Origin of the sequence: Enterovirga sp. GCM10030262 (assembly GCF_042666435.1) — a bacterium.
GTDB lineage: Bacteria > Pseudomonadota > Alphaproteobacteria > Sphingomonadales > Sphingomonadaceae > Allosphingosinicella.
The window spans coordinates 762,390-785,290 of the sequence record NZ_JBHTDC010000001.1; the positions used below are offsets into that span (position 1 = coordinate 762,390).

General features: G+C 67.3%; 23 protein-coding genes. 10 read left to right on the forward strand and 13 right to left on the reverse strand.

All coding sequences use genetic code 11. The annotated features are described in order from the left end of the window. Positions 1-2 precede the first annotated feature (2 nt). From ACFQRC_RS03775 to ACFQRC_RS03795, 5 genes are all read right to left on the reverse strand, one after another. Positions 3-443 (reverse strand): hypothetical protein, encoded by a 441-nt coding sequence (locus tag ACFQRC_RS03775; RefSeq protein ID WP_379957897.1) that lies wholly within the window; start codon positions 441-443, stop codon positions 3-5. A 95-nt stretch (positions 444-538) separates the two neighbouring features. Next, positions 539-964, reverse strand: a complete 426-nt coding sequence (locus ACFQRC_RS03780; protein WP_379957899.1) for an ExbD/TolR family protein — start codon at positions 962-964, stop codon at positions 539-541. A gap of 28 nt (positions 965-992) precedes the next feature. Beyond that, entirely contained in the window at positions 993-1,484 is a 492-nt protein-coding gene (locus ACFQRC_RS03785) for an ExbD/TolR family protein (protein ID WP_379957901.1), read from the reverse strand. A 93-nt stretch (positions 1,485-1,577) separates the two neighbouring features. Continuing rightward, complete coding sequence (locus tag ACFQRC_RS03790) at positions 1,578-2,360, reverse strand: MotA/TolQ/ExbB proton channel family protein (RefSeq protein ID WP_379957903.1); 783 nt, start codon at positions 2,358-2,360, stop codon at positions 1,578-1,580. Between the two features lie 63 nt (positions 2,361-2,423). Then, positions 2,424-3,086: an energy transducer TonB gene (locus ACFQRC_RS03795; RefSeq protein WP_379957905.1), complete on the reverse strand. Its 663-nt coding sequence runs from the start codon at positions 3,084-3,086 to the stop codon at positions 2,424-2,426. Between the two features lie 255 nt (positions 3,087-3,341). Between ACFQRC_RS03795 and ACFQRC_RS03800 the strand changes: the two genes are divergently transcribed. After that, positions 3,342-4,184, forward strand: a complete 843-nt coding sequence (locus tag ACFQRC_RS03800; protein WP_379957906.1) for a hypothetical protein — start codon at positions 3,342-3,344, stop codon at positions 4,182-4,184. On the opposite strand, the gene ACFQRC_RS03805 is transcribed toward ACFQRC_RS03800, so the two are convergent. Together ACFQRC_RS03805 and ACFQRC_RS03810 are read right to left on the reverse strand one after the other, a co-directional pair. Beyond that, on the reverse strand, positions 4,181-4,582 hold the full coding sequence (locus ACFQRC_RS03805; protein ID WP_379957908.1) for a dihydroneopterin aldolase: 402 nt from the start codon (positions 4,580-4,582) through the stop codon (positions 4,181-4,183). The two genes, ACFQRC_RS03800 and ACFQRC_RS03805, sit on opposite strands and share 4 nt — an antisense overlap. Continuing rightward, the gene (locus ACFQRC_RS03810; RefSeq protein WP_379957910.1) at positions 4,579-5,367 is read right to left on the reverse strand and encodes an SDR family NAD(P)-dependent oxidoreductase; all 789 of its coding nucleotides are present in this window, start codon (positions 5,365-5,367) and stop codon (positions 4,579-4,581) included. The genes ACFQRC_RS03805 and ACFQRC_RS03810 overlap by 4 nt, the downstream gene beginning before the upstream one ends. 74 nt (positions 5,368-5,441) lie before the next feature. Between ACFQRC_RS03810 and ACFQRC_RS03815 the strand changes: the two genes are divergently transcribed. Genes ACFQRC_RS03815 through ACFQRC_RS03825 form a run of 3 tightly spaced genes read left to right on the forward strand, consistent with a single transcriptional unit; the run spans position 5,442 to position 7,812 of the window. Further along, positions 5,442-6,011: a DUF1285 domain-containing protein gene (locus tag ACFQRC_RS03815; protein ID WP_379957912.1), complete on the forward strand. Its 570-nt coding sequence runs from the start codon at positions 5,442-5,444 to the stop codon at positions 6,009-6,011. Further along, positions 6,008-6,610: a CoA pyrophosphatase gene (locus tag ACFQRC_RS03820; RefSeq protein WP_379957914.1), complete on the forward strand. Its 603-nt coding sequence runs from the start codon at positions 6,008-6,010 to the stop codon at positions 6,608-6,610. The genes ACFQRC_RS03815 and ACFQRC_RS03820 overlap by 4 nt, the downstream gene beginning before the upstream one ends. Continuing rightward, entirely contained in the window at positions 6,607-7,812 is a 1,206-nt protein-coding gene (locus ACFQRC_RS03825) for a CCA tRNA nucleotidyltransferase (RefSeq protein ID WP_379957916.1), read from the forward strand. Before ACFQRC_RS03820 ends, ACFQRC_RS03825 begins: the two co-directional genes overlap by 4 nt. Here the strand turns inward: ACFQRC_RS03825 and ACFQRC_RS03830 are convergent. Together ACFQRC_RS03830 and parC are read right to left on the reverse strand one after the other, a co-directional pair. Continuing rightward, positions 7,788-9,515, reverse strand: coding sequence for a putative bifunctional diguanylate cyclase/phosphodiesterase (locus tag ACFQRC_RS03830; RefSeq protein ID WP_379957918.1), 1,728 nt, complete (start codon positions 9,513-9,515; stop codon positions 7,788-7,790). The two genes, ACFQRC_RS03825 and ACFQRC_RS03830, sit on opposite strands and share 25 nt — an antisense overlap. 134 nt (positions 9,516-9,649) lie before the next feature. Then, the gene (parC, locus tag ACFQRC_RS03835; RefSeq protein WP_379957920.1) at positions 9,650-11,893 is read right to left on the reverse strand and encodes a DNA topoisomerase IV subunit A; all 2,244 of its coding nucleotides are present in this window, start codon (positions 11,891-11,893) and stop codon (positions 9,650-9,652) included. 94 nt (positions 11,894-11,987) lie between these two features. On the opposite strand from parC, the gene ACFQRC_RS03840 reads away from it, so the two are divergent. Beyond that, positions 11,988-12,935 carry a DUF4349 domain-containing protein gene (locus ACFQRC_RS03840; protein ID WP_379957923.1) on the forward strand — a complete coding sequence of 316 codons (948 nt, stop codon included), beginning with the start codon at positions 11,988-11,990 and terminating at the stop codon, positions 12,933-12,935. Here ACFQRC_RS03840 and gcvA read toward each other — a convergent pair. Beyond that, positions 12,887-13,843, reverse strand: a complete 957-nt coding sequence (gene gcvA, locus ACFQRC_RS03845; RefSeq protein WP_379957926.1) for a transcriptional regulator GcvA — start codon at positions 13,841-13,843, stop codon at positions 12,887-12,889. The genes ACFQRC_RS03840 and gcvA overlap by 49 nt on opposite strands. Positions 13,844-13,965: 122 nt before the next feature. Here gcvA and ACFQRC_RS03850 point away from each other — a divergent pair, with 122 nt between their 5' ends. The 3 genes from ACFQRC_RS03850 to kynU all read left to right on the forward strand — a co-directional run bounded on the left by ACFQRC_RS03850 (position 13,966) and on the right by kynU (position 16,439). After that, complete coding sequence (locus ACFQRC_RS03850) at positions 13,966-14,139, forward strand: hypothetical protein (RefSeq protein ID WP_379957928.1); 174 nt, start codon at positions 13,966-13,968, stop codon at positions 14,137-14,139. A 124-nt stretch (positions 14,140-14,263) separates the two neighbouring features. Then, a complete protein-coding gene (locus ACFQRC_RS03855; protein WP_379957930.1) occupies positions 14,264-15,112 on the forward strand; it encodes an alpha/beta hydrolase in 849 nt (282 codons plus the stop codon). A 97-nt stretch (positions 15,113-15,209) separates the two neighbouring features. Then, positions 15,210-16,439 (forward strand): kynureninase, encoded by a 1,230-nt coding sequence (gene kynU, locus ACFQRC_RS03860; protein ID WP_379957933.1) that lies wholly within the window; start codon positions 15,210-15,212, stop codon positions 16,437-16,439. Positions 16,440-16,751: 312 nt separating this feature from the next. Here the strand turns inward: kynU and ACFQRC_RS03865 are convergent, their stop codons facing one another. The 3 genes from ACFQRC_RS03865 to ACFQRC_RS03875 are packed head-to-tail and all read right to left on the reverse strand — an operon-like array spanning position 16,752 to position 20,474. Next, complete coding sequence (locus ACFQRC_RS03865) at positions 16,752-17,150, reverse strand: YdbL family protein (protein ID WP_379957935.1); 399 nt, start codon at positions 17,148-17,150, stop codon at positions 16,752-16,754. 1 nt (position 17,151) lies between these two features. Then, a complete protein-coding gene (locus ACFQRC_RS03870) occupies positions 17,152-17,319 on the reverse strand; it encodes a YnbE family lipoprotein (RefSeq protein WP_379957937.1) in 168 nt (55 codons plus the stop codon). 59 nt (positions 17,320-17,378) lie between these two features. Next, positions 17,379-20,474, reverse strand: a complete 3,096-nt coding sequence (locus ACFQRC_RS03875; RefSeq protein ID WP_379957940.1) for a YdbH domain-containing protein — start codon at positions 20,472-20,474, stop codon at positions 17,379-17,381. Positions 20,475-20,681: 207 nt separating this feature from the next. On the opposite strand from ACFQRC_RS03875, the gene radC reads away from it, so the two are divergent. Beyond that, the gene (gene radC / locus ACFQRC_RS03880; RefSeq protein ID WP_379957942.1) at positions 20,682-21,365 is read left to right on the forward strand and encodes a DNA repair protein RadC; all 684 of its coding nucleotides are present in this window, start codon (positions 20,682-20,684) and stop codon (positions 21,363-21,365) included. A gap of 145 nt (positions 21,366-21,510) precedes the next feature. Beyond that, positions 21,511-22,821 carry an adenylosuccinate lyase gene (gene purB / locus ACFQRC_RS03885; protein WP_379957944.1) on the forward strand — a complete coding sequence of 437 codons (1,311 nt, stop codon included), beginning with the start codon at positions 21,511-21,513 and terminating at the stop codon, positions 22,819-22,821. Positions 22,822-22,901 lie beyond the last annotated feature (80 nt).

Consider the following 22,901-nt stretch of genomic DNA (forward strand, 5'->3'; position numbering starts at 1 on the left):
TCTCAGCCCGCGGCGGTGGAAAGGACGGGCCAGGCGCGCCAGGTTCCGACCGCGTGGACCATTCCGTAGACGAGGACGATCGCCGAGCTCCAGACCGCGAAGCTCCCCACGAGATCCGGCCGGAATGCAAGCATCGGCAACAGCACCAGCCCGCGCAGCAGATAGACGGCGGTGATGGCCACCAAAGCCGTTCGCATGAGCGGAAGCGGCCTCAGCAGACCGGCGCCCGCGAAGGCGTAAGCGGACCAGATGGCGAGGATGGCTGCGATGCACAAAGTGACGACGGCCGGATAGAGCGAGCCCTGCTCGGCCTTGCGGGCCATGCCCTCCCCTGCCCCGAAGAAGCGATACCAGTCCGGACCTCCGACGATGCACGCCAGATGCAGCAACGCCGCGAGCGCGCTCAGCCCCCCGGCGGCGATCAGCCAGTCATTCCGCGCCATATGCTGTTCCCCTTCCCGGCGGACGCCCGCCCCTCGCCCAAAAAAAACGGGCGGCCCGCAAGGACCGCCCGATCTTGTCGCGATGCTTCGCAGCCTCAGAAGTTCGCGTAGGCCTCGTTGCCGACGAAACCCATCGCCGAGACGTTGGCGCGCTTGGTGATCGCGAGCACTTCGTCGACATCCTCGTAGCGCGCATCGGGGTGCGGCTGGAGATGAAGCTCGGGGGTCGGCGTCATCGTCGTCGTGATGTCGAGATACTGGCGCAAGGTCACCGGGTCGACCGGCGTGCCGTTCCACAGGACCACGCCCGTCGGCTCGATGACGATCTTGTTCTTCACCGGATCGACCGGCGGCGCGACGGCATTGGGATCGTCGATCGGCAGATCGAGCTTCACCGCGTGGGTCTGGATCGGGATGGTGATGATGAACATGATGAGGAGCACCAGCATGACGTCGATGAGCGGCGTCGTGTTGATATCCATCATCGGTTCGTCTTCGCCACCGCCCATTGACATCGACATTGTATATTACTCCTGGATTCGTGCGCGATTACATGCGGGTGACGACGCCGCCCGGCGGTGGCTCGGAAATGAAGCCGACCCGCGCGAAACCGGCGCGCTGCATGGTGAAGATCGCGCCGCCGATGCACTTGTACGGCGTGTTGATGTCTCCGCGGATATGCGCTTCCGGCATGGTCTCCTCGGTCAAATTCTCGACGCCGCCCTGCCGCTCGATCTCGTCTTCGAGCTTGGCCACCGCGCGGTCGAGCAGTTCTTCCGAATTAACCGGGGTCAGATTCCAATAGACCTCGCAGCCACCGGCTCCATCGCCGCGCACGGAGAGCGACACGTTCTCCGGCTTGGTGGTCGTCGGCTCGAACCGAACCTTCGGAAGGCTGACCGGAACCGTCTGCATGACGACGGGAACGGTGATCAGGAAGATGATGAGCAGCACCAACATGACGTCCGTCAGCGGGACGACGTTGATTTCGGACATCGGAGTCTCGTCGCCGCCTTCGGCCGGGCCTGCACTCATGGCCATAGTCTAATTCCCATCTAATCGAGTCTCGGTACCGTGCACGTCTCTGGCGATTGCCGGCGGGGAGCCCGCATGGGCCGCCCCGCCGAAATCCGCTCAGAGCTTCTTCGGGCTGGCAGCGCCGGTGGTGGCGCCACCGGTGGCGACGGTGCCGGCGGGCGCGGTCGGCTTGGCCGCGCTGCGCGTGGCCGTCATCGGCTTCACCGATCCGTTCGACATCATGTAACCGTGAATGTCGTTGGTGAAGCGCGCCATTTCCTCGGCGATCGCCTTGTTGCGACGCTGCAGCCAGTTATAGGCCATGACCGCCGGCACCGCGACCGCGAGGCCGAGCGCGGTCATGATCAGCGCCTCGCCGACCGGGCCGGCGACGGCGTCGATCGACGCCTGACCCGCTGCGCCGATCTTGATCAGCGCGCGGTAGATGCCGATGACGGTGCCGAACAGGCCGATGAAGGGCGACACCGAACCGACGGTGGCGAGCAAGGCGAGGCCGGTCGACAGCTTCGACTGGATGGCGCCCTGGCTGCGGGCGAGCGAGCCGAGCATCCAGTCGTGCTGGTCGATCGGATCGGTCAGCTTGCTATGCTGTTCCTGGGCGACGACCGCATCGTCGACGATCTGGCGATAGGCGCTGTTCTTCTCGAGCTTGGCGGCGCCTTCGCGAAGGTTGGCCGATTGCCAGAATGTGGTTCGGGCGCGCTTGCCCTGGTTGATGATCTTCTGCTGCTCGAACAGCTTCACGAAGAGAATGTACCACGAGGCGGCCGACATGACCACGAGGATGATGAACACCGCCCAGGCGATGGCACCGCCCTGTTCGAGCGCGGCCATCAGGCCATAGGGGTTTTCGCCGGCAGGGGCTGCTGGGGTCGTCATGGTCTTAACTTTCCTCTCATATATCAAAAACTGAAATGGCGGGGCGAAATTCGCCAGAAAAGCTTAATCTTCGGGAATCTGCCAACGGATACGATTGCTGTACGTATCGGTCACTGGATTGCCGTTCGCGTCCTTGGCCGGCGTGAAACGGGCGCGCCGGGTAATCAGCTTACAAGTCGCGGCATCCAGCGTGGAAGAGCCGCTCGAAGACGTGACCGAACATTCGGAGACGCGTCCGTCGGTCCCGACGGTAAGTCGGAAGCCCGTCACGCCTTCTTCCTCCGCGCGCAGCGCGGCCGAAGGATAGTCGTCGTTCGTGGCCCAACTGCCGGGGTTGCTGCGCGGCGTGGCTCCGCTCGCGAGCTTGGGCTTGGGCGGCGGGGGCGCGGGCGGCGGGGCCGGCGGCGCCCGGGGCGTGATGACGGGCGGCGGCGCTTCGCGCACCGTCCGGACGATCGGCGGCGCGACCACGTTGGTGCGCACGATCGGCGGCGGCGACACGACGGGCGGCGGCTCCATCGGAATATCTTCCGGCGGAGGCGGCGGCTCCTCGGGGGGGGGCGGCTCCTCGGTGACGTCGAACGTCTTCAGATCGGCAGCGACCTGCTTCACCACATTATAGGCAAGGCCGGTGACGAAGGCGTAACCGAGAAGAGCATGGAGCAGCGCGACGATGACGATCGCCGAAATGCGGCCCGAGCTCATCTTTTGATCAGCATAGGACATTAAACAGCCACACTCCCTCTCTCGAAATTTTAATATCCAATTCGGCTGACAGACAACGCAGCCGAACCATTCCGGGTCCGTCCATGTCTTAATATATCATGGACGAAGCCCGTGTCTCTATCGCGACCCGTCCCGCGACGCAATCCTCCTGTGGTTTTCCGCAAAAGCAAGCGGGAATTGGCTGCAATCCGGGGTTCATGCGGCTAAACCTATGGGAATTGCGAGCTTAATACCGACGAGCGAGAGGGAGAATTTATGCGGCTTTCGAGATTTCCACGGGGCATCGCGATTCTGATGGCCGTCGCGGCCGTTCCCGCCGAATCGCAGACGCCCGCCACCGCGCCCGCCCTCACCTATGCCGATGTCGCCGATCTCGCGCTCGCGGCCCCGGTCGCGGCCCATGTCCAGGTCCGCGACGCGATCCGGCTGAAGGATGAAAGGGCGGTCGGGCTGGAGCCCGGAATGACGCGCTTCTATGTCGAGGCGGACGTTCTCTCGCTGATCCGCGGCGCTCGCGGCCTGCCGGGCCAGGTGACCTATCTGGTCGACCTTCCCAACGACGCGCGGGGCCGCGCGCCGAAGCTGCGCGACGACACCCAGTTCATCCTGCTCGCCGCCACCGTGGCGGAGAGGCCCGGAGAGCTGAGGCTGGCCGCGCCCGACGCGCAACTGCCCTACAGCCCCGCCCTCGCCGACCAGTTGCGCGACATCCTTCACGACGCGACGCGAGCGGACGCGCCGCCCGAGATTACCGGCATCGGCCGGGCGTTCCACGTTCCCGGCACTCTGCCGGGCGAGAGCGAGACGCAGATATTTCTCCAGGCCGCCGATGGCAGGCCGGTGTCGCTGTCGATCCTGCGCCGCCCCGGCGAGGAGCCGCGCTGGGCGGTGGCGTTGAGCGAAATCGTCGACAATGCGGCGGCGGCGCCGGAGCCGGACACCCTGCTCTGGTACCGTCTGGCCTGCACCTTGCCGGGCCGTCTGCCCCCGCAGAGCTTCGCCGAGGCGGACCCGAGCCAGGCCGCCGCGATCGAGGCCGATTACCGGCTGGTCATGGAGAGTTTGGGACCCTGCGCCCGCACCAGGCCTCAGCGCTAGAAGGAGGACAACTCGACGCCGACGCCCGCGCAGTCCGGATAGATGTCCGGCTTGCGGGTCGAGACGCGCAGGCCGGTGACGCCGCGCCGCGCCGCGACAACGTCGTAGACGGCGCGCGCCAGCGTCTCCTGGAGGTTGAAGCGGCGGTCGTCGACCAGCCGTCCTATTTCGGTACGCAGGAAATCGTAATTCCACGCGGCGGACTCGTCGTCCTCCGCGGCGAAGGATGATTCATCCACCCATACCTCGACCGTGACGTACAGACGCTGCGGCGCCCCGACTTCGAAATCATGGAAGCCGATGTCCACCGGCAGGCAATAATCCTCCAGCACGATCTTGCGCGTCCGGGGGCTCAGCCGGTCGGGCACCAGGCCTTCCAGGGTGGCGACGTTGGTCATGTCTTGGTCTCCAGGAACTGCACGTCGCCGGAGGGCGACAAGAATTGCACGTCGCGCGGCAGCGCGAGGAAGCGCTGCCCGCCGTCGAGGGTGATGGTCTGCCCGGTGAGGGTCGGCGTGGCGACGATGAAGCGCAAGGCGGCGACGATCTCATCCACATCGACCCCGCGCCCGAGGGCGTTGAGCGTGTGGACCTGATCGAAATTGGTGCGGCTTTGCGGACCCGAGACCAAGGTCACCGACGGCGCGATTCCGCAGACCCTGATGCCGCGACCGGCATAAAAACGCGCGAGCAGCTCGGTCAGGCCGGCCAGGCCCATCTTCGACAGAGTGTAGGTGAAGAAATCCGGGTTGGGCGAAGCGAGCTTGGCGTCGAGCAGGTTGACGATGAGCCCGCTACCCTCGGCCCGGGCGGCGAAGGCGCGGGACAGCAAGGCGGGCGCGCGCAGGTTCACTGCCTGGTGCGCCTCCCAATTCTCCAGCGTGAAATCGTCGACGGCGTCATAGAGGAAGCGCGACGCGTTGTTGACGAGCAGCTTCGGCGGGGGAAGGTCGTCCAGCGCCGCCATGATCGTGTCGGCGGTGGCGGGATCGGCGAGATCGGCCGAAACCACCGAAGCGCCGCCGAGTTCGGCGGCCAGCGCCTCCGCCTCGGCCACCGAACGGTTGCAGTGGATGAGGACGTGCCAGCCGTCGGCGGCCAGCGCGCGGGCGAGCGACGCGCCGATACGCCTGGCGCCGCCTGTGACGATGGCGGTCCTGGGTCCTTCAAATTTTGCCGTCATGGCCGCGCGATAGGACCGGCGGCGGCGCGCGGCAAGCTTTGCGCTCGGCCCGCTTCTCGCCTAATCGGATCGCCATGTCCGCCGCCGCTCCCCCCGCCGACCTCACCGGCCTGTCGCTCGCCGAGATCGCGCGGCTGGCCGACGAGCGCAAGCTGCCGCCGGTGGAGAGCTGGAACCCCGACCATTGCGGCCATAGCGAGATGCGCATCGCCCGCGACGGCACCTGGTTCCACGAAGGTAGCCCGATCGGCCGGCCGGCGATGGTGCGGCTGTTTTCGACCATATTGAGGCGCGAGCCGGACGGCGCCTATGTCCTGGTGACGCCGGTCGAGAAGCTGACGATCGATGTCGAGGACGCGCCCTTCCTCGCGATCGAACTCAAGAGCGAGGGACAAAGACGAGACAGGATGCTGGCCTTTCGCCTCAACACGGACGAAGCGGTCGTCGCCGACGCCGGCCATCCGCTCCGCTTCGAGGATCGCGGCCACGGCCTGCACCCTTATGTCGAGGTGCGCGGCGGGCTGGACGCCCTGGTGTCGCGGCCGGTTTATTACGAGCTTGCCGAACTGGTGCTCGCCGAGGGCGGCCATCCGCCCGGCCTGTGGAGCGGCGGCGCATTCTTCGCGATGGACGCGGGGCGATGAGCCTCGCCCAGACCTTGCGCGAGGCGCTGGACCTCGGCCATCGGCGTACGCCCGTTCTGATCGAGGGCGATCCGCACGATCCGCTCGTCGGGCCGCATCGGGGCGTCACGCCGGCCGCCGTGCTCGTGCCGGTGGTCGATCGGCCCGAACCGACGGTGATCCTGACGGTGCGCGCCGACACGGTCAGGCGTCATCCCGGCCAGGTCGCCTTTCCCGGCGGGCGCATCGACCCGGACGACGACGGCCCCGTTGCCGCCGCCCTCCGCGAAGCCGAGGAGGAGATCGGCCTGCCGCGCGGTCGGGTGGAGGTGATCGGCGTGGGGGACCGCTATCGCACCATTACCGGTTACGAAGTGGCGCCGGTCGTCGGCGTCGTGCCGCCGGGCATTCCGCTGACGCCGCAGCCGTCGGAAGTCGCCGACATTTTCGAGGCGCCGCTCGATCATTTGCTCCGGCCCGAGCATCAGATCGTCCGCACGATCCTGTGGGAGGGCTGCGAGCGCCGCTATTTCGAGATCGAATGGCAGGGCCATCGCATCTGGGGCGCGACGGCCGCGATGATCGTCAATCTGAGCCGCCGCCTGGAACTGGCCGCGTGAAGCTGCCCCCCTCTCCCTGGCAGACCCGCGAAAGCATGGCGGAGCTGCTGAGCGCGCTCGGAGTCGAGGCGGGCGACACGCGCTATGTGGGCGGCTGCGTGCGCGACACTTTGCTCGGCCTCGATGTCAGCGACGTCGATCTGGCGACCCGGCTGGAACCGGAGGCCGTGGTGGAGCGCCTCGGCAAGGCGCGCATCAAGGCCGTGCCGACCGGTCTCGCCCACGGCACAATCACCGCCGTGCTGGGCGGCGGCCCGATCGAGGTGACGACGCTCCGCCGCGACGTCTCGACCGACGGCCGGCGCGCCACCATCGCCTATACCGACGACTGGCGCGAGGACGCGGCGCGGCGCGATTTCACGATCAACGCCCTCTCCGCCGACCCGCTGACCCTCGCCGTCCACGATTATTTCGGCGGGGAGGCGGATCTCGTGGCCCGGCGCCTGCGCTTCATCGGCAACCCCTTGACCCGGATCGCCGAGGATCATCTGCGCATCCTTCGCTTCTTCCGCTTCCACGCCCGCTTCGGCGAAGGCGAACCCGACGAAGCGGCGCTGGAGGCCTGCGTGGCGCGGGCCAACGATTTGATGGCCCTGTCGCGCGAGCGGATCGCCGACGAGCTCCTGAAGCTGCTCGCTCTTCCCGCGCCCGCCGGGACGCTGCGCCTGATGGTCGAACGCGGCATCCTTCGCCCGGTGCTGCCCGAGATCGTCATGGAAGGCGTCGACCGGCTGGACGCTCTCGTCGCGAGCGAGATAGCGGCCGGCGTCGAGACCGCGCCGCTGCGACGACTGGCGGCGCTGCTGCCTCCCGACGTGGAGATAGCGGCCGCGGTGGCGGCCCGCCTGCGGCTGTCGAAGCGCGCGGCCAAGCGCCTCATCTCCGCCGCGAGCCAGGAGGGAACGGCCGACGCCCCGGAAGCGCTCGCCTTCCGGATCGGCGCCGAGGAAGCGACGGACCGGCTGCTATTGGCCCAGGCGCCGGCGGAAAGGGTCAAGGCGCTGGCAGCGTGGGAGAAGCCCATTTTCCCGCTGACCGGGGGCGACCTCATCGCCATGGGCCTGAGGCCAGGCCCGGTCGTCGCGAGCATTCTTCGGAAGGTCGAGCGGGCCTGGATCCAAGGCGGCTTTTCAGCCGATCCGGAAGAAATACGGAAGCTCGCCCGCGCCCGGGTCGATCAGGCGCTGCGCGACCGCCAGTAATCGAAGGCGGCGTCGGGATCGAGCGCCGGGGCGAAGAAGAAGCCCTGTCCGTGGGTGCAGCCGAGTTCGGCCAGCGCCTTGGCGAGCTCTTCCGATTCGATCCCCTCCGCCGTCGTGGCGAGGCCAAGCGCGTCCGCGAGCGACAGCACCGCGCGGATGATGGCAAGCGAGTCCTTGTCCTTCAGCATCCCGGTGACGAAGCTGCGGTCGATCTTCAGCACGTCGATCGGTAGGCGCTGGAGGTAGGAGAGCGAAGTGTAGCCGGTTCCGAAATCGTCCATCGCCACAATGGTGTCGAGGCCCTTCAGCGCCTCCAGCACGCCCAGGACGCGCTCAGGATCCTGGATGATAGCACTCTCGGTCAATTCGAGCGTGAGTCTGTCGCCGGCAAGGCCGCTGCGCCGCAGCGCCCCTTCGACGGCGGCTGGGACATCGTCGCGCGCGATCTGGATAGCCGACAGGTTGACGGCGAGATGGAGCGGCAGCGGCGCGCCGGCCCTGCGGTCCCAGCCGGCGAGCGTCTGGACGGCGGAGTCCAGCGCCCAGCGTCCGAGCGAGACGATCAGCCCCGATTCCTCGGCCACGGGGATGAATTCGGAGGGCGAGATCGATCCGCGCTCCTCATGGTCCCAGCGGGCGAGCGCCTCGAAGCCCGAGACCCGGCCGGTCGGAAGGTCGATCAATGGCTGGAAATCGAGCCTCAGCTCGTCCCCTTCGATCGCCCGCCGAAGTTCGGTCTCGATGCTGAAGCGCCGCCGCGCCGCCTTGGCCTGGTTGGCCTCGTAAATCTGGGTGCCCCCCGTCTGCTTGGCGCGCTTCAGGGCGAACTGGGCGTTGCGCAGGACTTCCTCGGCAAGCTCCACGCCGCCGCTGAGCAGCGCCATGCCGATCGTGCAATCGACCCGTATCTCGAGCTCCGACAGGCGGAAGGGCGCGGTCAGCACCGATCTCACGCGGTCGGCGAGCTGGACGGCGTCGTCGAGGCCCTTGCCGAGACGCACCAGGATTCCGAACTCGTCGCCGCCGGTCCGCGCCAGCACGTCGCCGGCCCTCAGCGCGGAGAAGAGCCGCCGCGCGAAGGTGATCAGCAGCTCGTCGCCGGCGATCGCGCCCATACATTCGTTGACCCGGCTGAAGCGGGTCATGTCGATGACGACGACCGCGTGGCTGCCTTCGTGGAAGCCGGGGCTTTCCAGGATCGCCTCGATCTTCTCGTTGAAGGCGAGGCGGTTGGGAAGGCCGGTCAGGCTGTCGCGCAGCATCTCGGCGCGAAGGCTCTTCTCGGTCTCGACCTGCGCCGTCTTGTCGATCAGCGAGATGAGGCAGCGCCGGGTCGAGAAAGGCGTCGCCTTGAGCCGGGCCAGCCGGACGGTGAAGTGGCGAGCGGCGATCGGCTTGCCGTCGCTGGTCTCGAACTGCCGCGCTTTCTCCTCGCCCGCCAGGAAGGCGTCGAGCGCGCCGCCGATCGGCCCTTCTTCCAGGAAGGCGATCTGGCTGACCCATTTTCCTTCGTAGCCGTTCCAGTCGGTGAGCTGGCGAAAATTTTCGTTGGCCATGTCGATATAGGCCTCGCCGTCGCAACTGACGCAGATTACGGCCGCGGCGATGGGTAAAGCGTCGAGATAATCCTGGCGCGCGCGCTCGATCGCTTCGTCCGGTATCGAAAGGCCACGCGCCGCCAACCCCTGTGCGGGCGGGGTCATGGCGGCTTGCAATGATTTACTCCGCGGTCGCGGGGTCGCAGCATGCATGTACCGGGGCATACGCTGCCCCGGTTAATTGTTGATTGCCCGGACATTCGCGCCGCGCCGAGGCCGGCTCTGGCTCCGGCGGACTCCTAAAAGCGGTTGTCGCGAGGGAAACCGACCGGCGGCATTCGGCCCGCCGCCCCCCTGGCCGTTCGCCAGGCCGACAAATCGGCCTCGGTGCGGGTCCGCCCGCTGGCGCCGCCCATGCCCCAGCTCAGCCCTTCGGCGAACTTGAACGTGACCGCGTCGGCGAGGCCGCCGTCGCGATAGCGCTGGAGCTGGACGCCCTGGCCGCGCGCCATTTCGGGAAGCTCGGTCAGCGGGAAGACGACCATCTTCCGGTTGTCGCCGATCGCGGCGACATAATCGTCGCCTTCGCCGACCGGCCGGACGATGGCGAGCCTGGCGTCGGCGCGGACGTTCACCACCTGCTTGCCCTTGCGAGTCTCGGCGATGGCGCCGGCGGTCGAGGTGATGAAGCCCCGGCCGTCCGACGAGGCCAGCAGCAGCCTCGTCGCCGAGGAAGCGGGCAGCAGCGCCACGATATCCCCCTCCCCTTCGATATCGACCAGCAAACGCACCGGCTCGCCGAAGCCGCGACCGCCCGGCAGCCTGTCCGCAGCGAGCGTGTAGAAGCGGCCGTTCTGCGCCGCGAGCAGCAGCTTGTCGGTCGTCTGGGCGTGGAAGGCGAAAGCCGGGCCGTCCCCTTCCTTGAACTTCAGCGCCTCCGAATGGGCGAGGTCGACATGGCCCTTCATCGCCCGAATCCAGCCGCGTTGCGACATGATGACGGTGATCGGCTCGCGCTCGATCATCGCCTCCAGCGGGATTTCGCGCGCCGGCCCGGCTTCCTCGATCAGGGTGCGCCGCCTGCCGAGCTCCGTTTCCGGCCCGTAGCGCTCGCGCAGCGCCGCCAGGTCCTTCTTAAGCCGGGTGCGCTGCCGCGCCGGCGATTCAATGAGCTTCTCCAGCTCGGCGCGCTCCTTTTGAAGCGCGTCGCGCTCCTTGCGGATCTGCATCTCCTCCAGCTTGCGCAGGCTCCTGAGGCGCATGTTGAGGATCGCCTCGGCCTGCCGGTCGGTGAGGGCGAACTCGGCGATCATGACCGGCTTGGGCTCGTCCTCCTCGCGGATGATCTGGATGACGCGATCGAGGTTGAGGAAGGCAATCAGATAGCCTTCGAGCAGTTCGACCCGGTCGACGATCTTCGCCACCCGATGCTCGGAACGGCGGACCAGCACTTCGATCTGGTGCGCCAGCCAGGCGGTGAGCACTTCGCGCAGGCTCATCACACGCGGCGTGCGTTGGGCGTCGAGCACGTTGAGGTTGAGCGAAATCCGGACTTCGAGGTCGGTGAGGCGGAACAGGCTGTCCATCAGCATCTGCGGCTCGACCGTGCGGCTCCTCGGCTCCAGCACGATCCGAACCGCTTCGTCCGATTCGTCGCGTATGTCGGCCAGGATCGGCAGCTTCTTCTCGGCGATCAGCGCCGCGACCTGCTCGATCAATTTGCCCTTCGGCACCTGAAACGGGATTTCCGAGACAACGGCCGTCCAGGTGCCGCGCCCCTGATCCTCCGTCTCCCATTTCGCCCGCACCCGGAAGCCGCCCCGGCCGGTCCTGTAGGCATGGGCGATCGCTTCCGGCCCGTCGACGATGACTCCGCCGGTCGGGAAATCGGGGCCGGCGACGAAGTCCATCAGCGTCGCATCCTCCGCCTTGGGATCATCGATCAGATGCACCGCCGCGTCGATCACCTCGGCGATGTTGTGCGGAGGAATCGACGTCGCCATGCCGACCGCGATCCCACTCGCGCCATTGGCGAGCAGATTGGGGAACAGGCCCGGAAAGACCTCCGGCTCCTCCTCTTCGCCATTATAGGTCGGCCGGAAATCGACCGTGCCCTCGTCGAGGCCGGCCATCAATTCGTAGGCGGCGGCGGTGAGGCGCGCCTCGGTGTAGCGCATGGCCGCGGCGTTATCGCCGTCGACATTGCCGAAATTGCCCTGCCCGTCGACCAGCGGGTAGCGTAGCGAGAAAGGCTGGGCGAGCCGGACCATCGCGTCGTAGATCGACTGGTCGCCATGCGGGTGATATTTGCCCATCACGTCGCCGACGACGCGCGCGCATTTCTTGTACCCGGCCGCCGGATCGAGCTTCAGCAGCCGCATCCCCCACAGCAGCCGCCGATGAACCGGCTTCAGGCCGTCCCGGACATCGGGCAGCGAGCGCGCGGTGATCGTGGAGAGGGCGTATACGAGGTAACGCTGGGACAGTGCGTCGTCGAAAGGGGCGTCGACAATCTGGTCGAAAACATCGGTGGGTTCGGACATGGACGGAGCGATAGCAGCCGCGAATCCCTTGCGCGAGAGCGCAATTTTTATTCGTTCCCAATTCGTGTAGGCTCCCGCGAAAGGGGGGTCGCCCATGCGTGCTCGGTTGCTGATTCCATTCGCCTTCCTCGCGGTCCTGGCTTCATGCAGCGACGGGGAGAGCGGATCGCAGGGCGGCGAAATGCAGAGCTTCGACGTGGCGGAGCAGCCTTTGGCTTCCCGGTCGCCGGAATCATCGCCCAGCTCACTGGCATCGCCGGTCGAGGTCGCCCTGCCTCAGATCGCCTACGTCTACAGCTACACGTTCCGCCTGCCGTCGGATGCGGTCGGCCAGACCCAGGAACGCCATGTCGAGCTGTGCGAAAGACTCGGCCCCGCCCGCTGCCGCGTCATCGACCTCAAGCGGAGCGCCGGCAGCGGCGACTATGTCGCCGGCTCGCTCAAGCTTCAGGTCGCGGCGCCCGTCGCCCGCGCCTTCGGCAACCAGATCGTGGAAACCGCCACCGGTGCGGGCGCAGAGACAGTCGACCGGGGCATCGCCGCCGAGGATCTGTCGAAGCAGATCGTCGATACCGCCGCCCGCATCCGGACTAAGGAGGTGCTGGTCGACCGGCTCACCACCTTGCTCGAAACCCGCAGCGGCAACATCGCCCAGGCGGTCGAGGCGGAGCGGGCGATCAACGGGGCTCAGGAAGAGCTGGAACAGGCCCGTTCGTGGCTGGCCGAGATGCGCGGCCGCGTCGCCATGTCGACGTTCGAGATAAATTATCAATCCGGCGCGCCGCTCGGCGGCGGCTTTAGCGACCCGCTGCGGGAGGCGTTCGCGGGAATCGGGGCGCTGTTCGGGCGTAGCCTCGCGCTCATCATCACCGTGATCGCGGCAATCCTGCCATGGGCGCTGCTGCTCGCCTTGCTCGGCTGGCTCTATCGCCTGTTGGCATCGCGCCTCCACCGAGGGCACGACGATGGCAGCGTGGACCGGGAAGCCGGTGATCAGGATGAAGCGGACTCATCGCCTCCGTCCGCCGCCGTCCCGGGCTGACGATAGATGTCGTAGACGTCGTCCTCGGCATCGCGCGCGGCTTCGGCGAGCAGCCATTCCCTGAAGGCGCGGACCTTGGGGGAGTTGCGCCGATATTCGGGATAGACCAGCCAATAATGGCGGCGGCCATAAGCGACGGCGTCGAGCGGCTGGACCAGCCGGCCGGAGCGCAGTTCGGAGCGCCACATCGCCGCGTTGACGACGGCGATCCCCTGCCCGGCAATTGCGGCATTGCCCTCCATCACCTGCGAATCGAGCCGGATGCCCGGCGCGCGCTCCCGGCTGAGCCCGTCGCCCACCTGCTCAAGCCAGGCGTCCCACCAGATGTCGTCCGGCGAAAGGCGCGGCAGCCGCATGATGTCCTCCACCGTCCGGATGGGCGGATGACGCGCAAGAAAATCGGGGCTGGCGAGGGGAACGATCGGCACCCGCATCAGGAAGTGCGAGACCAGCCCGGGCCACGGCTCGGGGCTGTTGCGGATCGCGACATCGACCTCGTCGCGCGCGAAATCGACGATATGGTCGGCGGTGTGGAGGCGGACGGCGAGGCCGGGCCGCTGCATCTGGAACCCGCCCAATCGAACCGCCAACCAATTGGAAGCGAAGGTATTCGAGCAGCTTATCGTCAGCACCGCCTCAGCATCGGTGCGCGCGATGCTGAACGCATCGTCGAGGCCGTCGAACGCCGCCGACACCAGAGGCGCGATGCGGCGACCGGCCTCGGTCAGGGAAACCTGACGCCGAATCCGGTGGAAAAGCGCGGTCCCCAGCCGTTCCTCGAGCAATTTGACCTGATAGCTCACGGCCGCCTGGGTCATGCCCAGCTCGGCCGCGGCCTGGGTGAAATTCTCGTGCCGAGCGGCCGCCTCGAACACCCGGACGGCCGCGAGAGGAGGCAGGTGGCGCATGGCCGGATGATAAGGTCTGCTTATCACCTCTGTCGAGCGTTTAGTTGGCGCGAAGGCTCGGATTCCTCCATTTGACCGATGTGCCGAGGGAAACGGCACGGACCAGATGAAGGAGCCATGACATGCATGAGCAGTTCGACAGCCGCCTGTGGGCCGAGCACGGGTCACAGATCAGCGCTTCCATAGCCGAGGCGTTCCGCAAGCTCGGCGAGGCGTTCAAGACGCTCAACAGGATTGCGTTCGACGCCCCTTGGCGCCGGGACAGCGAGACCAACGAGACCTGCGCCCATTGCTGAGCTGGGGGCTTACGAAGACAAGCAAGGGCGGCTAGTTCGGAGCCGACCAAACGGAGAGCCGCCCTTGCGTCCCCTATCCTTCCCCCTTGCCTTTGCCGTCGGCCTGGCGTTAGCCGGCTGCTCCGTGACCCCGTCTTCCCCCGAACCGTCGGCGACCCCCGCCGCCCTGATGGCCTGGCCCGACCTGCTCGAGCGCGAGCGCCCCGAGCCCGACGCCGCTATCCCTTATGGCGACGACCTCTATCAGGTCGTCGATCTGTGGCTGCCCCAGGGCGAAGGTCCGCACTCGACGGTGCTGATGATCCACGGCGGCTGCTGGACGACCGCGATCGCCGACCGGACCATCATGAACTGGATCGCCGACGATCTCAGGCAGCGCGGCATCGCGGTGTGGAACATCGACTATCGCGGCGTCGACCGCGAGGGCGGCGGCTATCCCGGAACCTTCCTCGACGCCGCGGCGGCCGCCGACGCCTTGCGCGTCCATGCGGAGCGCTACAATCTCGATATCTCGCCGCTGGTCGCCGTAGGCCATTCGGCGGGCGGGCATCTCGCCCTCTGGCTGGCGGGGCGTCCGCGCCTGCCGGAGGCCAGCCCGCTGCGCACCGGCAACCCGCTCCCGATCGACAGCGTCGTCAGCCTGGGCGGCCTGCCCGACCTCGAGGAAGCGGCGCGCGAGCCGGGGAGCGGCTGCGGGACCGAGGTGGTCGGGCAACTGACCGGCGGCCGTTTCGAGGACACCTCTGTCCCGCGCCTGGCGCCGCTCGGCGTCGAGCAGGTGCTCATCAACGGGATGCAGGACCGGATCATTCCCATTGCTTATGCAGAGGGCTATGCCGCGCCGATGCGGGCGGCGGGCGACAGCGTGGCCGTGCGCATGATCGACGCCACCGGCCATGTCGAGCTGATCGTGCCGGAGACCGAAGCCTGGGCGGCGGCGGTCGAAGAGATCGAGAAGGCGCTGAAGCGATGAATGGAGGCCTCGATCATCGGGACAGGCTGTTCCCCGGCAAAAGCCCGGGTCCAGTCGCACCGTCCAACTGGGCCCCGGCTTTCGCCGGGGAACAGAGATGACGCTGGACGACGTCCGCGCGCGCGACGGCGCCGATCCGCTGCGCGCGTGTCGCGACCGCTTCCGCCTTCCCGACGGCCTTGTCTATCTCGACGGCAATTCGCTGGGCGCGCTGCCGAAAGCGGCGGTCGCCCGGCAGCGCGAGGTGGTGGAGCGCGAATGGGGCCGCTCGCTCATCCGCAGCTGGAACGAGCATGACTGGATCGGGGCGCCGCAGCGGATCGGAGCCAGGATCGCGCCTTTGATCGGGGCCAAGCCGCACGAAGTGATCGTCGCCGATTCGGTCAGCGTGAACCTGTTCAAGCTGATCACGGCCGCCGTGGCGCTCTCGCCGGATCGGCCGGTACTGCTGTCCGAGCCGGGCAATTTCCACACCGACCTCCACGTCGCCAGCGGTGCCGCCGAACTGGTGCCGGACCTGCGGCTGGAGACCGCCCCGCGCGACCGGATCGAGGCGGCGCTGGGACCGGACACCAACCTCCTCCTGCTCACCCACGTCCACTACAAGACCGGTGAGCGCTTCGACATGGCCGGGGTCACCCGCGCGGCCAAGGGGGCGGGCGCGCTCACCCTTTGGGATCTCAGCCACAGCGTCGGCGCGGTGCCGCTCCACCTCAATCGCGATGGCGCCGAGCTGGCGGTCGGCTGCGGCTACAAATATCTGAACGGCGGTCCCGGCGCCCCCGCCTTCCTCTACGTCGCCGAGCATCTGCAGGAGCGGCTGCTCCCGACCTTGCGCGGCTGGATGGGCCACGCCGCCCCCTTCGCCTTCGCCGACGATTACGTCCCCGCCCCCGGCATCTCCCGCTTCCTCGCCGGCACGCCGCCGATGCTGAGCCTGCTGGCGCTGGAAAGCGGCGTCGAGAGCTTCGACGGCGTGGACATGGACGCCGCCTGGGCCAAGTCCATTGCCTTGTTCGACCTCTTCGCCGCTTTGGTAGAAGAATGCTGCGCCGGCCACGGTCTCGAATGCATCACCCCGCGCGACCCGGCCCTTCGCGGCAGCCACATCTCCTACCGCCACCCCCACGCCTTCGAAATCTGCCAGGCGCTGATCGCGGCCGAAGTTATAGGCGACTTCCGCGCCCCCGACGTTATCCGCTTCGGCCTTACCCCCCTCTATCTCGGCTATGAGGACATCTGGACTGCGGTCGAACGCCTCGCCGACATCCTCGAAACCGGCCGCTGGCGCGACCCGCGCTTCGCCGTGCGGGGCAAGGTGACCTAGGCTCAGGACTCATTGCCGTCCAAGCCAGAAGATGACGGCTGCGGCGATGGCAGAGAAGAAGGTGTGGTGCATCGATCGTAGCGGGTATGGACGCTCCGCCAGTCCCTGAGCTTGCCGAAGGGGCGTTCGACACCAACGCCATCGCCGCCGAACGACGAGCGCGACGCCAAGATCGTCATCTCGCAGCGGGCATCTGGATGGCGTCGCTCCGCTCGCAATGACGGTGCGGGTCAGCGTGAATCCATCTTGCTCTGAGGGATGAGAAGATTCGATCGAATCGTGTCCGCGGCCCCTCTCGGGAAAAGACGCCGACTATGCGCAATAGCCGGGCAGCGCGATCGCCTGGCCGGCTTCGCGCTGGCGCCAGACGCCGTCGGGGAGGCGATAATATTGGCCGGCCTGCACCTTGGAGGCGAGCAGCTGGCAGCCGGTCGCGGCGGCGACCTCCTCGATCTTGGCGTTCCGCTTGGCGGCGAGGTCGGTATAATAAGCGCGGCGCTTGATGTTGACCGCGTCGACCTGGGCGCGGAGGCCCGCGTCGCCGCCGCCGACGATACCGAGATAGCCGTCGGCCTGCTCGCCAACCTTGCCGGTGGCGCGGAGCTGCGCCGAATTGTCGGCCTGCATCATCGCGTAAGCGGCGCCGGCGCCGCCCATGATCGCGGCGAGGCCGATGCCGGCGGCGAGGATCAGTTTCAGTCGGCGGCTCATGTCAGAATACTCCCGGATTCTCTTGTATGAGATCGCGTACATCCTGCTGGAGACGGACGACAACCTCTTGTCGGATATTGATGTTGAGGTTGATCTCAATCGGCTTGTCCGGCGCGCTCACCTGAACGCATCCTGCCAGGATCCCGATCAGCGGGACGGCGAGTAGCATTTTTCCCCGCTTCGCCGCCGGCCTCGCCAGGAGACCCACTCTCGTCAATATCGACCCTGTCATTGCACAGTCTCGCTTTCTTCAGGCTGAACGATCGTTTCGGCGGGGAGGTCCTGCAGGATTTCGGGCAGGACGGGCTGGATCAGCAGGCTGGGATCCTCCAGCGATCGCGCGGTGGCGATCAGCGAGCGGAACGGACCCCGGATGCTGATGTTGAACTCGAACGGGATCTTGGCGAGCTGGCCGACGATGGCGCCGGCGATGCCGCCCAGCGGCTCGGTGTTGGTCGCGATGCCGTCCAGTTCGATCTGGGTCAGGAATTCGCCGTCGAGCGACCCGTCCAGCTCGATGACGAAGCGGTCGTAGCGAAGCGACTTCAGCGCGTCGAAGGCAAGCTTGCCATAGGCGCCAAGGTCTTGGTCGCTGACCGCGCCGACATAGGAAAGTGTGCCGCCCGGAGGCCGCGCCTCCAGCCGGCCGCCGACGATGCGGCCACCGCTCTCGTCGAATATCATCGGCACCACGCCGTCGAAGATGCCGGTCGCGGCGATGTTGGAGAATTCCATGATCTCGACGAACCGCGCGGCGTCGAGGCCGACGACCCGGAAGGTCAAAGTCTTGGGCGCCGGCCTGCTGAAATCGAGGATCGTCTCTTCCAGGATCAGCACGCCGCCGGCGAACGGCCAGCGTCCGCTCTCGACCCGGACGCGCAGGTCCGGGAGCAATTGATAGCGGACGAGGCCGTCGAACACGTCGATGCCGGTGCGGATGAGATCGACCTCGGCGACCTGCCCCGGCGCCGACACGAGACCGAGAAGATCGGTGAAGTTGATCGTCGTCGTGAGCCCCTCGACCGGGCCGAAGGTCGCCGCGAGGTCCATGTCGGTCGTGGAGAAGCTGCCCGTGCTGGTAACGCCCTCGGCGCTCCAGGCGATCTCTCCTTTGCCCGTCACCGTGCCGTCGACCAGGGCGACGACGCCGGTGGTGAGGCGGGTGAGCTCATCGGGCTGGTAATCCGGGCCGAAGGTGATTCCGGGCACGTCGAGCACGGCATTGCCGGCACCGGTATCGAGCGAATGGGTGATGTCGACTTTTGTCACCCGCGTCCCCGTTTCGGGGTCGGTCAGCCACGCATCCGCTTCGACCACGCTGTCGATCAGCGTCAGGTGGAAATCGTCGGTGACGAGCGGATAGAAGCGCGCGGGGTCCGCCTCGTCCGCCACGGTCATCGCGCCGTCGATGGTGAGATTGCCGCCGAGTATGCTCCACTTGCCGCCGGCGCCGCTCAGCAGCAGGGGGACGTTGGCGATCTTGGCCGACCCGCCGGAGAAGGCGCCGACGGCGCCGGTACTGGTGAAATCGCCGGACAGGCTGGCGAGATCGAGCCGGTGGACGGAGCCGCCGCCGCCGAGCCGGATCGCCACATTGGCGCTGGTGAAGCCTGGATCGGCGAGACCGAGCGCCACGCGGTCGGCCGCCAGCGAGATCGGCGATCCACCGAGCTGCCCGGCGAGGCGCGGCGCGCGGATTTCGGCGCCGCCCTGTATGCCGCCGCCCGGCGTCTTCCAGACCAACGCGCGTCCGGTCGGGCAGAGCGGCAGCCGGGTCGGGCCGAGCCGCAACCCGGCGATGTCGAGCGAGCGGAAAGAGACCGGCGTGCAGCCTTCGCCGAACGCGAAAGCTCCGCCGCCGAACCGCCCCGAGACGGGCACGGCGAGGCCGGTGACCCGGCCGCCATTCAACGGGCCGTCGATAAGGGCAACGGTCTCGACCCGCGTCGCGCCGGCCTCACCGGAGGTGAAGCGGATCGGGGCCAGCCGCAGGCTCGCATTCCCCGCTTTCATCGGCGCGACCTGGGCGATTCCCCTGATGGGCGCGCCGGCGCCGGCCTGGTTGAGGCTCGCCCGGACGGTGGGCAGGCCGCCGCCCGACAGCTCCACATTGCCGTCCAGCCGGGCCGCGCCCTGCGGCCAGTAATAAGTGAGGCCGTCGCCGGCGCCGCCAAGCGCCAGCCGGGCGCCGCTTTCGCTGATCGCGTTCAGCCGCTCGATCCTGACCGCTCCGCCCGATCGGCCGTTGACGAGGCGGATCGACGCCGTCGCGTTCACGTCGCGCGCCGCGCGCCCGACCGCACCCGCCAGCGCATCGCCGATGGGCTCCAGCGGCGTCCCGCCGGCCGAGGAAAGAGCGGAGACGATCGGCTGGATCAGCGCGCCGCCGCCGACGATAGTCTCGCCGCCGGCATCGCCGACCAGCGAAAGCTGATTGTCCCTGGCGGCATAGGCATAGCGCCCGTCGAGCGTCGCGCGGCCGATCCCGGTTCCGAACAGTTCGGCTTCGGTCGCCGCGAGGGTCACGCCGCCTCGCGTGAGATTGCCGTCGCCTTCGAAGCCCAATGTACCGACCAGCCCCGACGCGCGCTTGTCGCCGAGCCGCAGCCGGGCGACGCTGAGGGCGGCCTCGCCGCTCCAGTCGCGCAGATCCTCCGCGAAATCGGCGTCGAGGATGATGTTCGGCCTGACGAGCTCGGCATCGGCGTCCTCGCAGTCGATCCGGTCCGCGCGGACCGGACCCTTGATGCTGGGACGGCGGTCGTCGATGCCGACCTGAAGATAAGCGGACGGATCGTCGACGACGCAGCCGGAGACGCTGAGCGACGAGGACGCCACCGCGGCCTTGCCTTCGAAGCCGTCGGCCAAATTGCCCTTGCCTTCCAGTCCCACGCCAATCCGGCCGAGCGGCGTCGTCAGGCCGATCGCCGCGTCCGCCACATCGACGTTGAGGTCCGGAAGCGCGAACGGCTTGCCGCTCGGCGGAGGCAGAAGCCGGTCGATGCTGCCGAAGGTGAGCTTGCCATCGACGACGCGGCCGTAAAGACGCACGCCGCGGGCGGTGACCAGGCTGATTTCGGGACCAAGCAATGTGTGGCGCAACCGCATTTCGACGGAGCGCGCGGTGAGATCCGGGTCGGCGGGATCGCCGATGACGAGGTTTTCCAGCTGCTGCCGGCTGAAGCCGATCCGCTTCACGTCGTAGCTCGCCCGGACACCGCGTTCCGCCAGCTCGCGGTCGATGAAATCCGCCGCGATCTGGCGGCGCTGGACCCAGATGATGGCAAAGAGCAGAAGGACCAGCAGCGCTAATCCGATCAGCACCAGCTGCCATCGCGGCCGGCGCCGCCTCGCTACTTCCTCCTCGTCCATTCGCCGCGTCTCAGCGAGGAAAAACAGGGACTGTTGCTGTCATGTCTCTGACGACCATCGTCCCTTAACCTCCGTTCGCGCCGAGCGTTCCGCACCCGTTACCGTTCGGCCCTATCGCGCCTGTTTGCCTAAGAACAGGATCAAGCTTAAATCACGCTCATGGGGGAGCGTTCCATCGACGGGAGCGGGCATCGCGCGAGACTGAGGCGGCGGCTGTTCGAGGGCGGCGCGGACGCCCTGCTCGATCACGAGCTCGTCGAATATCTGCTCGCTTTGGCCCTCCCGCGCCGCGACACCAAGCCGCTGGCGAAGAGGCTGATCGAGGATTTCGGCGGTTTCGGCGCGTTGCTTTCGGCCGACGCGGAAGCCATCGCCCGCATCGGCGACGTTTCCGAAGGCGCGGCGGCGGCGATCAAGATCGCCCAGGCCTCTGCGCTTCGGCTGCTCGAATCGCGGGTCAAGGAGCGGCCGGTGCTCGGCTCCTGGCAGGCGTTGCTCGATTATCTCCACGCCGACATGGCCCACAATCCGGTCGAGCGGGTGCGGGTCCTGTTCCTCAATTCCAAGAACATGCTGATCCGCAACGAGCCCATGTCCGAAGGCTCGGTCGATGAGGCGGCGGTCTATGTCCGCGAGATCATCCGCCGCGCGCTCGATTACCACGCGACGGCGCTCATCCTCGTCCACAACCACCCGAGCGGCGATCCGCAGCCGAGCAGCCAGGATATCCGCCTCACCCGCGACATCGTCGAAGCCGGGCGGCACCTGAAGATCGCCGTCCACGACCACATCATCATCGGCGCGAAAGGGCATAAGAGCCTGCGGGCGATGGGGCTGATCTGAAGGCTGGGCGCGAACCGCTCCAACGCAACCACTTCCAGGCCCTCGGACATTTCTGGGACAGCGCGGGTTTCCGTTGCGCCATCCGATTGAAGCCCCGGCGCGACCTTGCTATCGCCCCCGCCACATCCCCTGACAGGACGCATCCATGATCCCTCGCTACGCGCGGCCCCAGATGACCAGCATCTGGGAGCCTGAAGCCAAATTCCGCATCTGGTTCGAGATCGAAGCGCATGCGCTCGACAAGATGGCCGAGCTCGGCATCGTGCCGAAGGAAGCCGCCGAGGCGGTATGGGAGCGCGGCGCGTTCGAGGTCGAGCGGATCGATGTCATCGAGGCCGAGGTGAAGCACGACGTCATCGCCTTCCTGACCAACGTCGCCGAGCATGTCGGACCGGAGGCGCGGTTCCTCCATCAGGGCATGACCAGCTCGGACGTGCTCGACACCTGCCTCGCGGTCCAGCTCGCCCGCGCGGCGGATTTGCTGATCGCGGATTTGGACGGGCTGCTCGAAGTGCTGAAGCGCCGCGCCCACGAGCATAAGCTCACGCCGACGATCGGCCGCAGCCACGGCATCCACGCCGAACCGGTGACCTTCGGACTCAAACTCGCCCAGGCCTATGCCGAATTCGCCCGCAACCGCGCCCGCCTCGTCGCCGCGCGAGAGGATGTCGCGACCTGCGCCATTTCAGGCGCGGTCGGCACCTTCGCCAATATCGACCCCAGCGTCGAAGCCCATGTCGCCGAGAAAATGGGCCTCGCCGTCGAGCCCGTCTCCACCCAAGTCATCCCCCGCGACCGCCACGCCATGTTCTTCGCGACCTTGGGCGTCATCGCCTCGTCGGTCGAGCGGCTGGCGACGGAAATCCGGCATTTGCAGCGTACCGAAGTGCTGGAGGCCGAGGAATATTTCTCGCCCGGCCAGAAGGGCTCGTCGGCGATGCCGCACAAGCGCAATCCGATTCTGACCGAAAATCTCACCGGCCTCGCCCGCATGGTTCGCGCCTATGCGCTTCCCGCGATGGAGAATGTCGCGCTCTGGCACGAGCGCGACATCAGCCACAGCTCGGTCGAGCGCTATATCGGCCCCGACGCCACGATCACGCTCGATTTCGCGCTCGCCCGCCTCACCGGCGTGATCGACAAATTGCTGATCTACCCGGAGCGCATGCAGAAGAATCTCGACCGCATGGGCGGGCTCGTCCACTCCCAGCGCGTCCTCCTCGCCCTGACCCAGGCGGGCGCCAGCCGAGAGGACGCCTACCGCCTCGTCCAGCGCAACGCGATGCAGGTCTGGGAATCGGATGGCGCGCTGTCGCTGATGGAATTGCTCAAGGCCGATCCGGAGGTTTCAGCTTTGCTTTCGGATTCCGAAATCGAGGAGCGCTTCGACCTCGGCTATCATTTCAAGCATGTCGACACGATCTTCGACCGCGTCTTCGGAGGACAAGCGCAGTAAGCACGTCATTCCCGCCAAAGCGGGAATCCAAGCTGACTCGGTGCAGACACTGACGCCGCCTGGATTCCAGCTTTCGCGGG